Origin of the sequence: Agriterribacter sp. (assembly GCF_035445465.1) — a bacterium.
Lineage (GTDB): Bacteria > Bacteroidota > Bacteroidia > Chitinophagales > Chitinophagaceae > Agriterribacter.
Genome location: NZ_DAOMQT010000004.1, coordinates 60,986 through 73,595, shown reverse-complemented (window position 1 = coordinate 73,595; position 12,610 = coordinate 60,986). Strand labels below are relative to the sequence as shown.

10 protein-coding genes are annotated in these 12,610 nt (G+C 47.4%); all 10 read left to right on the top strand.

Going from position 1 to position 12,610, the window contains the following annotated elements:
• Positions 1-44: 44 nt before the first annotated feature.
• The 10 genes from nuoE (at position 45) to PLE34_RS03405 (ending at position 12,386) form a co-directional block, all read left to right on the top strand.
• On the top strand, positions 45-509 hold the full coding sequence (gene nuoE, locus PLE34_RS03450; protein WP_324554248.1) for an NADH-quinone oxidoreductase subunit NuoE: 465 nt from the start codon (positions 45-47) through the stop codon (positions 507-509).
• A gap of 15 nt (positions 510-524) precedes the next feature.
• Complete coding sequence (nuoF, locus tag PLE34_RS03445; protein ID WP_324554246.1) at positions 525-1,796, top strand: NADH-quinone oxidoreductase subunit NuoF; 1,272 nt, start codon at positions 525-527, stop codon at positions 1,794-1,796.
• 12 nt (positions 1,797-1,808) lie between these two features.
• Positions 1,809-4,511, top strand: coding sequence for an NADH-quinone oxidoreductase subunit NuoG (gene nuoG, locus PLE34_RS03440; RefSeq protein ID WP_324554244.1), 2,703 nt, complete (start codon positions 1,809-1,811; stop codon positions 4,509-4,511).
• The gene (gene nuoH, locus PLE34_RS03435) at positions 4,508-5,467 is read left to right on the top strand and encodes an NADH-quinone oxidoreductase subunit NuoH (RefSeq protein ID WP_324554242.1); all 960 of its coding nucleotides are present in this window, start codon (positions 4,508-4,510) and stop codon (positions 5,465-5,467) included. Before nuoG ends, nuoH begins: the two co-directional genes overlap by 4 nt.
• Before the next feature lie 166 nt (positions 5,468-5,633).
• Positions 5,634-6,188: an NADH-quinone oxidoreductase subunit NuoI gene (gene nuoI, locus PLE34_RS03430; RefSeq protein WP_502875860.1), complete on the top strand. Its 555-nt coding sequence runs from the start codon at positions 5,634-5,636 to the stop codon at positions 6,186-6,188.
• A gap of 25 nt (positions 6,189-6,213) precedes the next feature.
• Entirely contained in the window at positions 6,214-6,750 is a 537-nt protein-coding gene (nuoJ, locus tag PLE34_RS03425) for an NADH-quinone oxidoreductase subunit J (RefSeq protein ID WP_324554481.1), read from the top strand.
• A gap of 194 nt (positions 6,751-6,944) precedes the next feature.
• Complete coding sequence (gene nuoK / locus PLE34_RS03420; RefSeq protein WP_324554240.1) at positions 6,945-7,274, top strand: NADH-quinone oxidoreductase subunit NuoK; 330 nt, start codon at positions 6,945-6,947, stop codon at positions 7,272-7,274.
• A 77-nt stretch (positions 7,275-7,351) separates the two neighbouring features.
• Positions 7,352-9,238 (top strand): NADH-quinone oxidoreductase subunit L, encoded by a 1,887-nt coding sequence (gene nuoL / locus PLE34_RS03415; protein ID WP_324554238.1) that lies wholly within the window; start codon positions 7,352-7,354, stop codon positions 9,236-9,238.
• On the top strand, positions 9,235-10,695 hold the full coding sequence (locus PLE34_RS03410) for a complex I subunit 4 family protein (protein ID WP_324554236.1): 1,461 nt from the start codon (positions 9,235-9,237) through the stop codon (positions 10,693-10,695). The genes nuoL and PLE34_RS03410 overlap by 4 nt, the downstream gene beginning before the upstream one ends.
• Before the next feature lie 251 nt (positions 10,696-10,946).
• The gene (locus tag PLE34_RS03405) at positions 10,947-12,386 is read left to right on the top strand and encodes an NADH-quinone oxidoreductase subunit N (protein WP_324554234.1); all 1,440 of its coding nucleotides are present in this window, start codon (positions 10,947-10,949) and stop codon (positions 12,384-12,386) included.
• Positions 12,387-12,610 lie beyond the last annotated feature (224 nt).

Here is a 12,610-nt window from a genome sequence, read left to right as displayed (position 1 = left end):
GGAGATACTGAAAGATTTAAACCTTAACCATTGACTAATAAAATATGCTTTCGAACGAAGAAATACAGGACATTGATCATGAAGCGGCAAAGCTGCCCTATAAACAAGCGGCGGTAATTGAGGCATTGAAGATCGTGCAGCAGCGGCGCGGCTGGATCAATGATGAAAGCGTACGTGACATTGCGGAATGCCTTGAAATGAGCCCTGCCGAAGTAGACAGTGTAGCCACCTTTTATAATCTCATCTTCCGTAAGCCGGTGGGGCGGCATGTTATCCTGCTATGCGACAGTATTTCCTGCTACGTGATGGGATATAAAAATATATATGAAGCATTACAGCAGAAGCTAAAAATAAAATTTGGAGAAACAACCGCTGATCATCGCTTTACCCTGCTGCCCAATGCATGCCTGGGTTGCTGTGATCATGCGCCGGCGTTAATGATTAACGGAAACCTGTATAAAGATATTAGCATTGAAGCATTAGACAGCATATTATCGGAATATAACTGATCAAAATTTTATTCAATGGAACGTCCGCTTACTCAAAATATCCATGCCGGACGGCAACCGCTCAGTCTTAAAGAATATACTACCACCGGTGGCTACACCGCTTTGCAGCAGGTATTAAAAAACATGACGCCGAAGGAAGTGCAGCAACTGGTACAGGAAAGCAGGCTGAAAGGCCGTGGCGGAGCAGGGTTTAATACAGGTATGAAATGGAGCTTTGTTCCCATGGGTGAAGATGCCCCCTCTCCAAAATATTTGGTCGCCAATGCCGATGAAATGGAGCCGGGAACTTTCAAAGACCGCTTATTGCTGGAAGGTAACCCGCACCAGTTAATTGAAGGGATGATCATTGCCGCTTATGCCATCCAGGCAAATATATCTTACGTTTTTTTGCGATGGGCCTACAAAAAAGCCGCGCAGGTAATAGAGCGCTCCATTCAGGAAGCGTACCATGCGGGCTGGTTGGGTAATAATATTATGAACTCGGGCTTTAGTATTGATATGTACCTCCATACCGGCGCTGGAAGGTATATGTGTGGTGAGGAAACCGCTTTACTGAACGCACTGGAAGGTAAAAGAGCTACCCCGCGCGCCAAACCGCCTTTTCCGCAGGTGAGCGGCTTATTTGGGAAACCCACTATTGTTAATAATGTAGAAACCCTTTGCTGCATTCCGCATATAATAAATAAAGGTGCGGCATGGTTTCAAAACCTAAGCTACAGTGAAGATGGCGGCACAAAAATATATGGTGTTAGCGGTAAGGTAAATAACCCCGGTGCATGGGAATTGCCTATGGGTGTAACAATGCGCGAGCTCATTGAAGAACATGCGGGAGGAATGAAAAAGGGGTACCGGTTAAAAGGCGTATTGCCCGGAGGCGCTTCCACCGATTTTTTAACGGAGCAACACTTAGATATTAAAATGGACTTTAAATCGGTAGCGGCAGCGGGCAGCCGCCTGGGTACAGGCACCATGGTAGTAATGGATGACGCAACCTGCCCTGTTGGATTTGTTCATAACCTGCAGCATTTTTTTGCGCAGGAAAGCTGCGGCTGGTGTACCCCCTGCAGGGAAGGATTGCCCTGGGTGGAAAAAATATTATTATCCATTGAAAATGGAGAAGGAAAGGAAGATGATATGGAGCTGCTGCAAATGCATACGCAACTGCTTGGGCCGGGCAACACGTTTTGTGCCCTGGCGCCCGGCGCTATGGAACCGCTGCAAAGCGCTATCAAATATTACAGGGAGGATTTTGACCGGCATATCAGGGAAAAAAAATGTCCGTATTAAAACTAAGGCATCATGCCTACTATTTATATTGATAACAAGCCATATGAAGTAAAAGCAGGGAAAAACCTGCTTGAAGCCAGCCTCGGCCTTGGTTTTGATCTTCCCTATTTCTGCTGGCACCCGGCCATGGGAAGCGTGGGCGCATGCAGGCAGTGCGCGGTAAAAGTATTTAAGGACGAGCAGGACAGCAGCGGACGCTTGGTGATGAGCTGCATGGAAAGCGTGAAGGATGGCTTGCGCATGTCCATTACCGATAGTACGGCAAAAGCGTTCCGGGAACAGGTAATTGAATGGCTGATGACCAATCATCCGCACGACTGCCCCGTTTGCGATGAAGGAGGCAACTGCCATTTGCAGGACATGACGGTAATGACCGGGCATGATTACAGGCGCTTTGAATTTAAAAAACGTACCTATACCAATCAATACCTGGGACCGCTCATCCATCATGAAATGAACAGGTGCATACAGTGTTACCGCTGCGTACGGTTTTACCGCGACTATGTGGGAGGCGATGACCTGGATGTATTTGGCGCCCATAACCATGTGTATTTCGGCAGGGAGCAGGATGGCATATTACAAAGCCCGTTCAGCGGCAACCTGGCTGAAGTATGCCCAACGGGTGTATTTACAGACAAGACGCTTAAAAAGCATTATACCCGTAAATGGGACCTTACCACTTCACCCTCCATTTGCCAGCACTGCAGCTTAGGATGCAATATTATTGCCGGTGAACGTTACGGGCAACTGCGGTGTATTGTAAACAGGTACAACAGCAATGTGAACGGCTATTTTATTTGCGACAAGGGCCGTTACGGATATGAATTCGTTAACAGCGTGAACCGGATAACGGAGCCGTTGATCCGAACCCGCCCGGTAGAAGCAGTGGATGAAGCAACAGCAATGGGTCATTTGAAAAGTCTTGTAACGAGTGCTCCCGTTATTGGAATAGGATCTCCGCGGGCTTCAATGGAAAGTAATTTCGCGTTGATGCAACTGGTAGGCAAAGACAATTTTTATCAGGGCATAAGCGATGATACGGCATATCTGGAACGGCGTATTGTTGAACTGTTGCAAACAGGCGCAGTGAACAGTGTTGCACTAAAGGAAATAGAAGCTGCTGATGCGGTGCTGGTTCTGGGAGAAGATATCTGGAATACGGCGCCCGTAATGGCGCTTGCGGTACGACAGGCGGTAATGAAAACGGCGGCGGCACAAGCCGCGCAGCAAACCTCCTTACCTGCCTGGCATGATGCGGCAATAAAGGAGTTCGTGCAAAACGAAAAAGGATTTCTCGCAAATATTACGGTTATAGCTTCTCCGATAGACGCGATTGCTGCTTTTTCGGAGCATGAAGCGCCTGATAATATTGCCCGGCTGGGTTTTGCTATTGCACATCTGCTCAATGCCGCTGTCCCTCCTGTTCCGGGTTTAACGGAACGGGAGGCGGCTACGGCAAAAAATATCGCCGGGGCATTGCAACAGGCAAAACGTCCGGTAGTCATCAGCGGTACTTCCTGCTATAATGAAGGGATCATTAAAGCGGCTTTCAATATCAGCCTGTCGTTAAACCGGCCTGAAAGAAAAGCGGGTATAGCCTACGTGTTTCCCGAATGCAACAGCATGGGACTTGCCATGATGAAAGCGCCTCCTTTTGAAACTGCTATGCAAAGAGTAAAAACGGAAAACAACTGCACAGCTGTTATACTGGAAAATGATTTGTACAGGTATATGCCGGAAGGCAAGGCCGATGATTTCATCTCGCATTGTGGCAACCTTATTGTGCTGGATGTGCTGCATAACCGCACTACCGCGCAGGCACAGGTGCTGATACCTGCCGCTTCTTTTGCCGAAGCAGACGGCACGCTGGTGAACAATGAAGGAAGGGCCCAGCATTTTTACCAGGTATATATGCCGGCCAATGACCGTATAAAAGAAAGCTGGAAATGGCTTGGGAACATTAAAAACATGAAAGCAACCATCACCAACGGACTGCAGCATCACCCGGATGAATGGCTGGCGGCATTGGAAACCACCCTGCCCCAGTTTACAAACATCGCTAAGGTAACACCCTCCCATAATTTTCGTATCAACGGCCAGCCTGTACCGCGGGAACCGCACCGGTATAGCGGTCGTACGGCAATACTGGCCAATATTTCGGTAAGCGAGCCCCGTCCCCTGCAGGACGACGATTCCCCGCTTACCTATACCATGGAAGGCTATCCCGGACTACCGCCCGCATCTATGACGCCTTATTTCTGGGCGCCCGGCTGGAACTCCGGCCAGGCGGTTAATAAATACCAGGCAGAACCAGGCGGTGAGCTGCAGGAGCAGGATCAGCAGGTATGTTTGTTTCCGGGAAAAGAACAGGAAAACTTTCATTTTTTTAAAGACAGCCCTGAAGCATTTGCCGCCCGGCAGGATAAGTACCTGCTGCTCCCGCAATACCAGCTTTTTGGCTCAGGTGAGCTGAGCATTTACAGCACAGCGATAGAAGAGCTGGTTCCGCAGGCATGTATCATTTTATCAGCAAAAGATGCCGCAGATTTAGGTGTGGTAAACGGTGCGCCTGTTACTATAGAAAAAAATGAGCTCCATTATACCTTACCCCTGAAAATTCACGATGAACTATGCAGCGGTATTATCCTGGCGCCTGTTGGCTACCGGGGAATACCAGCTTTACCATGGGGCGCATGGGTTAAAATTATGGTATGAGCGTTATGCAACACATATGGATCGTACTGGGCGTACTATTTGTACTGCTCAACATTGCCGCCGGGCTAATTTGGGTGGAGCGCCGGCTGCTGGCATTGTGGCAGGACAGGCTGGGACCCAACCGCGCCGGCCCGCTGGGCCTGTTTATTGTGCTGGCCGATACGCTGAAATTGTTTTTTAAGGAAGACTGGATACCGCCTTTTGCCGATAAATGGATATTTATTACAGCGCCTGCCATTGTTGTGGGAAGCGTGCTGCTGAGCTTTGTGATCATTCCCTTTGCTCCCGGTATTGTTGTGGCCGATTTGAATATCGGTTTGCTGTTTTTTCTTGCCATGTCTTCCCTCGGCGTATACAGCATTGTATTGGGCGGCTGGGCATCCAATAATAAGTATGCACTGTTAGGCGCCCTGCGCGGCGCTTCGCAAATGATAGCTTATGAAGTATTCATGGGTTTGTCGCTGATGGGTGTAGTGATGCTGACAGGATCTTTTAAGATGGGCGCTATTGTAGAAGCGCAGAAAGACATGTGGTTTATTGTAACCCAGCCGGTTGGGTTCTTCGTGTTTTTTATTGCCGGTATTGCCGAAACTCATCGCCTGCCGTTTGATATTCCTGAGGCCGAAAGTGAATTGATCGCAGGTTACCATGCTGAATATTCAGGCATGAAGTTCGGTATGTTTTTTATTGGCGAATACCTGGGTATTACACTCATCTCTGCCATGATGGTAGCCTTGTTTTTCGGGGGATGGCTGGGGCCTGCATTTCTTCCGCCACTGGCATGGTTTGCACTAAAAACATTCTTCTTTATCGGCGTGTTCATATTGCTGCGGGCTTCGCTGCCCCGTCCGCGCTATGACCAGTTGATTGAATACGGATGGAAGATACTGCTGCCGGTTGTGCTGGCCAACCTGATGATCACCGGCGCCATTGCTTTGTGGGTAAGGGGAGAGTAATTTGAAAATTTGAAAATGTGGGAAATAGGAAATGAGGCAATTTGAAAGTATGCTAATTTGAAAATGAGGAAGGGATTGCAAGTTGCAGAGTAGGGGGGAAGCCTCATAGGTTTAGGTATAAGAGGAGAAAAGATGCTTTAGTCATAATATAAAATAGTCCTCCGGGATGTTGCAAAACATTCTTCCGGGAGGCGGAGTAAGCCTTATGTTTAGTAATCTTAGAACGATGTGGCTGGTTTTTTTACACCTGTTTCGCAAAAAAGAAACCATTCAGTATCCCGAAGAAAAGATAAAGCTGCATCCGCGGTGGCGTGGCCGTATTGTGCTAACAAAAGATCCGGATGGTGGCGAACGGTGTGTGGGCTGTTATTTGTGCGCTGCAGCCTGCCCGGTAGATTGTATTGCACTGCAGGCAACAGAAGATGAAAATGGCCGCCGGTACCCCGAATTCTTCCGCATTAATTTTTCGAGATGTATTTTTTGCGGCTATTGTGAAGAAGCCTGTCCAACCTATGCCATACAGCTTATCCCTGATTTTGAAATGGGCGAATACAACCGGCAAAACCTGGTATTCGAAAAAGAAGACCTTTTGATCAATAGCGAGGGGAAATACCCCGGGTATAATTTTTATAAAGTGGCCGGAATGGAGGCCGGGGTTAAGGCAAAAGGAAAAGGCGATAACGAAGAGCTTCCGGTAGATGTCAAAAGCTTATTACCATAAATGCAGTAACAACTATTTGCAACAGATGAACCTGCTGTTTTATATATCTTCCTTTGTGGCTGTTGCGGCAACCATTTTGGCCATCACCCGCTTTCACCCGGTGCACGCTTTACTGTACCTCGTGGTTTCTTTCCTTGCGGCCGCATTGATTTTTTTATCTCTTGGATCGCCCTTTATAGCAGTGATGGAAGTGATTGTGTATGCAGGGGCCATTATCGTGCTGTTCATTTTTGTGGTGATGATGCTTAACCTCGGCAAAGACACTGCTTTGCAGGAAAAAAACTGGCTTCGTCCCAAAGTGTGGATAGGGCCTTCATTACTGGTATTGATATTACTGGTTGAAATGATTGTGCTGCTGCTTACAGCAGAAGATACCGCCATGCACGTTACAGTGGTTGATCCCCGTAACGTATCACTCGCTTTGTTCGGTGAATACATTATTGCGCTGGAGCTGGCGGGTTTCCTGCTTATGGCGGGTATTGTAGGCGCAGCACATATAGGAAAGCAAAAGAAAAAGCAGCTTCACCGGTTTTTGCAGGCAGAGGTGATGGAGAGTGTGTAAACGTGAAAGTGTGGAAATGTGAGAATTTGAAAATGAGAGTGTATAAGTGCTGCGCAACAGGCAATGATGTACGGGGTTTTGCTGCAAAGTAATTACCGTAGAGGAAATCCTTAGGAGTTTAAGAAGAGCGAAAAAATGTGGGCAGGCATCGTGCACAAACTATCAAACCATAAACTATAAACTACAAATCACCAATGCCCCCTTTTAATGTGCATACCGTTTTAATTGTTTCCGCAATACTTTTTGTATTGGGACTGGTTGGCGTGCTCACAAGAAAGAATGTGATTTTCATGCTTATATCGGTAGAGATCATGTTAAATGCAGCGGGACTGGCCTTTGTGGCTGCAGGAGCAAGGTGGCAGCAGCCAGACGGACAGGTGATGTTCCTGTTCATACTGGCTATGGCTGCCGCCGAAGTTTCGATAGGGCTGGCATTGGTACTGCAGATATATCACCAGAATAGAAGCCTGGATGTGGGAAATATAACGGCATTAAAAGATGAGCCTTTGCATGAAGAAGTATAAACATAAAACGACTTAAGCAATAAACGGATATCGTATGAAGTACCGGTTTCTCCTTTAATTCAATAACGGGCTATTTTATGCATCAGTATTTATATCTTATACCAGCACTGCCATTGCTCGGGTTTGTCGTTTTATCTGTTGCCGGAAGGCATTTGCATAAAACGGTTATAGCATGGACGGGCGCCGGAACGGTATGCGCATCGGCACTGATTACCATTGTACTGGGCATTGAATTTTTCCGGAACGCTCCTGCTTCAGGAGCTTATACACAAGTATTATGGAGGTGGTTCAGTGCCGGTAGGTTATCTGTTCCCGTTAGCCTTGCTGTTGATGCTTTAACACTGGTATTTATATTCGTCATCACCTTTATAGGAGCGCTCATTCATATTTATTCCACAGCGTTTATGCGCAAAGACCGCGACTATGCGCGTTTCTTCGCCTCCATGAATTTATTTGTATGCTCCATGCTGTTGCTGGTAATGGCCGATAACCTGGTGCTGCTGTACCTGGGATGGGAAGGCGTGGGCCTGTGCAGCTACCTGCTCATTGGTTTCTGGTATGAAACGCCGGCCAACTGCCATGCTGCAAATAAGGCTTTCTATATTACGCGCATTGGCGATACTGCTATGATCATCGGCTTGTTTTTGCTGTTCAGGGAGCTGGGCACATTGCATATTCCTTCTATTCTTGAGCAGGCGCCAAAACATTTTGAAACAGGGGATACGACTATCACGCTTATTGCACTCTTACTGCTGGCGGGCGGAATGGGTAAGTCGGCGCAACTGCCCCTGCAAACCTGGCTGCCCGATGCCATGGCCGGTCCTTCACCGGTAAGCGCTTTGATCCATGCCGCTACCATGGTAACCGCCGGCGTTTATCTTATTGCGCGGATGCATACCCTGTTTACGCTCTCGCCCGTATCTATGAGCACTGTTGCTGTTATAGGGGCTATTACCCTTTTTGTAGCAGGCTGCAGCGCTATGGTACAAACAGATATCAAACGGATCCTGGCTTATTCTACTATCAGTCAAATCGGGTATATGTTCCTTGCTCTGGGCGTAGGCGCATGGGGTGCAGCCATCTTTCATTTTTTTACCCATGCATTTTTTAAAGCCCTGTTATTCCTGGCCGCAGGAGCGGTAATAGAAGCCCTGCACCATGAGCATAACATTTTTAAAATGGGAGGACTGAAGAACAGCATGCGGGTAGTATTTCTTACTTTCCTGGCCGGCGCTGCATCGCTGGCCGCACTACCGTTGGTAACGGCCGGGTTTTTTAGTAAGGATCCTATTTTATGGTATGCCTGGAGCGCCGAAAATGGTAATACTTTTTTATGGATATTGGCCATTGCCGGTGCTTTTATTACCGCTTTTTACAGCACACGGCTGATGCTGGTTGTTTTTTGGGGTGAAAGAAAGACGCCCGTTGGCGAACGCACAGGAAAGTGGATGACAGCGCCGCTTATTATATTGGCCATAGCTTCGGTTGCGGCAGGCTGGATAGAATGGCCGCACAACCTTATTCATTTTACCCTGCTGTCAGACCACTTGCAGCAAGTATTACCCGCAGTTGTTTTAAAACAAGATCTTCCTTCCGAATTTATTTTCCAGGGTATAGCGGTGCTTGTAACGTTTGCGGGACTGTATACTGGCTACGTTTTGTATTACAGCAACAAAACGATACTGGAAGGCTGGCGGCGATCTGCAGCAATGCAGGCGGTGAGAAGCTTTTTGCTGAAAGGGTGGGAGTTTGATGCATTGTACAATACCTTGTTTGTACAGCCTTTTCTTTTCGTTACCCGCATCAACAAAAAAGATGTATTTGACCGGCTGTATACTGGCATTGCACAGGCTAATATTAATATCAACCGCCTGTTGTCGCTTACGCAAAATGGGTCGCTGCGATGGTATATAGCCGGCGTGCTGCTGGGCATCTTATTCATTATAACCATGCAATTATTATGATACTGGCAGAACTAATAGCCATACTACTTATTGGCGGGTTGCTATGCTGGCTGCTGGCACGGTGGAACAGCGCGTTGCCTAAATGGATCGCTTTATTTTCTGCTATAGGTGGGCTGCTGCTTACCGTGTTGCTCTGCTGGCAATATAAAAATGGAGCGCAGAATGGCAGCGAATGGTTCATCAATTACCAGGTTAGCTGGATCCCTTCTTTTGGTATCAGCTTTCACCTTGCTTTAGACGGATTAAGCCTGGTGCTGCTGCTGTTAACCTTTTTCCTGGGCATTGTAGCAGTGCTTTGTTCCTGGAATGAGATCAAAGAAAAGCAGGGCTTTTATTATTTCAACCTGCTGTGGACGCTTGCCGGCATTTGTGGTGTATTTGTAGCGATGGATCTTTTCCTTTTCTATTTCTTCTGGGAAGTGATGCTGGTACCCATGTATTTTTTGATTGCCATATGGGGCGATGCCAACCGGCGCTATGCATCCTTTAAATTTTTCATCTTCACCCAGGCAGGTGGTTTGCTGATGCTGCTGGCCATACTGGCTTTGTACTTTATTCATGCGCAGCAAACGGGGGTTTATTCTTTCGATTATTTCGACCTTCTTCATGCTTCGCCCGGTGCTGCTGCAAAGTGGATAATGATGGGATTTCTATTTGCATTTATGGTGAAGCTGCCGGTTGTGCCCCTGCATAACTGGCTGCCCGATGCGCATGGAGAGGCCCCAACAGGGGGCAGCTTAATTTTAGCGGGCTTATTGCTAAAAACCGGCGCCTATGGTATTATTCGTTTTGTGATAACGCTGTTTCCCCGGGAGGCACAGCAAGTGGCGTGGTGGGTCATGCTGCTGGGCGCCATTGGTATTTTGTATGGCGCGTTCCTGGCTTTTGCCCAAACCGATCTGAAGCGGCTGATTGCCTACACCTCCGTTAGCCATATGGGATTTGTGCTGCTGGGTATTTTTGCTTTTAATGAAATAGCCCTGCAGGGGGTGGTTATGCAAATACTTACCCATGGTATCAGCACAGGCGCCTTGTTTGTAATTGCCGGCATGCTTAAAGAAAGATTACATACCAGGGATATTAACCGGATGGGGGGATTGTGGACGGCCATGCCTTCCATGGGTGGCGTAGCTATGGTATTTACCATGGCAGCATTGGGGTTACCTGTGCTGGGGAATTTTATTGCAGAGTTCCTGGTGCTCATCGGCGCATTTTCCGCTAATGCCGCACTAACGGTTTTGGCTACCCTTGGATTGATTTTTTCTGCTTTTTACGCGTTGCGGATGATGCAGAAAGTTTTTCTTGGCCCTGTTACCGTAACAGTGCCGCTCAGGGATTTGAATGCCAGAGAGTATATTATGATGGCGGCATTAACCATCAGCATTATTGTATTGGGGCTGTTTCCGCAGCCTGTTTTAGATATGGTGAAAGGAGTAGTAGGGGCGTTGGTTGATTAGTTGGTTGTCTGTACCGGCGCCGGATAAATTTTTGTCCCGCAGGTGCGGGACTCAATAATGAACAGAAAGTACAAGGGTGCGACGCAACGGAAGAGCAATAGTAATGCTGTAGCCCGGCCCATAAAAAAACAGTGCACATTTTTATGACCTATAATTAATTTGATTGGTTAACGGATGATCGGATAACGGGTTTTGTATTTGCTGATAGCTGACCGCCGAAACTCATATTATTCATTGTTTATTGCTGAAGTATGAATGAACTTCAATTTGAAGCGCTTCTTCCTTTTATGGTGCTGGCCGCAGCTTCCATGGCGGTGATCCTGCTGATTGCGTTTCGCATGAGCCATACCGTTATACAGGTGGCGGCGTTCCTTATGGCCTGCCTGGTGATCCTTGCCATGTGGTATGTAAGAGACACGCTGCCGCAACAGGTATTGCCATTGCTTGTGGTAGATGGCTTTGGCGCATTGTTTACGGGCATGATCATTTTTTCCATGATGGCAATAGGCTTGTTTTCCTATATTTATTTTGAAGAAAGGGAAGAAAATCCCAAAGAATATTACATCCTGTTATTCCTTGCCACACTGGGCGCTGCCATACTTACCATCAGCGTTCATTTTATTTCATTCTTTATCGGGCTTGAGGTGCTGAGCGTAAGTTTATACGCGCTGATCGCCTACCTGCGCAACCGCAACCATGCCGTGGAATCGGGTATGAAGTACCTGGTGCTGGCGGCAGTGTCTTCCGCATTTCTTTTGTTCGGCATGGCGCTCATCTATATGGAAACAGGCAGCATGGAATTTACAGCCATGGCGCAAAGCATAGAAGTATCTGCTTCTTCCGTGCTGTTTATGATGGGCTTTGGTATTATGCTGGTGGCCATAGGATTTAAGCTGGCATTAGCGCCTTTTCATTTATGGGCAGCCGATGTATACCAGGGCGCTCCTTCCCCGGTAACCGCTTTTATTGCTACGGTTTCAAAAATTGGTGTGTTTGCCGTATTGCTGCGTTTTGCCCAATCGGTTAACCTGCAGCAATACCCGCTGATGATAAGTACTTTTTCCGGCATCGCCATAGCTTCTATGATAGTGGGTAACCTGCTGGCACTGCGGCAGCAAAATATAAAGCGGCTAATGGGTTATTCTTCCATTGCGCATTTTGGTTATCTCCTGGTGGCCTTCCTGCCCGGCAATGCCGCGGGAGTGGAAGCAGCGGCTTTTTACCTGATGGCTTATTCCGTTACGTTGCTGGCCGTGTTCGGCGTTATTTCGGTACTGTCTACCCGCATGAAAGATGCTGAAGACCTGGCGATGTACAAAGGATTATTTTATAAACGCCCCGTATTAAGCGCAGTACTGATCATTTCTTTCCTGTCGCTTGCGGGAATTCCGCTTACCGCTGGTTTTATTGCAAAGTTTTTCGTGCTGGCATCGGGTGTTCATCAGGGCCTATGGATTCCTGTTATAGTGCTGGTGATTACCAGTGTTATTGGCTTGTATTATTACCTGCGTGTTATCAGCGCCTTATTCGCCGCGGCTCCGTCAACAGACAGCGTACCCAAAACCCTGCATCCTTTCTTTTATATTTCTACTTATATCACATTAATCATAATGATGGTTGTATTGTGCTGGCTCGGTATTTTCCCTGACAGCACAGTGGAGGGCATACGCGCTTTTTTGCTTATCCGCTGATAACGGGCAGAGGAAAGAATTAAAACACGGGTCTGTCTAAAAGTAATATTTTGCCACAAAAGCACGAAGAAAATAAAACCGGAAGATCAGGACTTTGTGTTCCTGCTGCCGGCCGGCAGGTTTGTGTATTAGTGGTATTTCTTCTATCCCGGTACTTTTAAGACAGCCTCTCCTAAACTTTTGCTGTTTTATAAATTAGATGCGTTTGCCGCCTGTATCTCCTG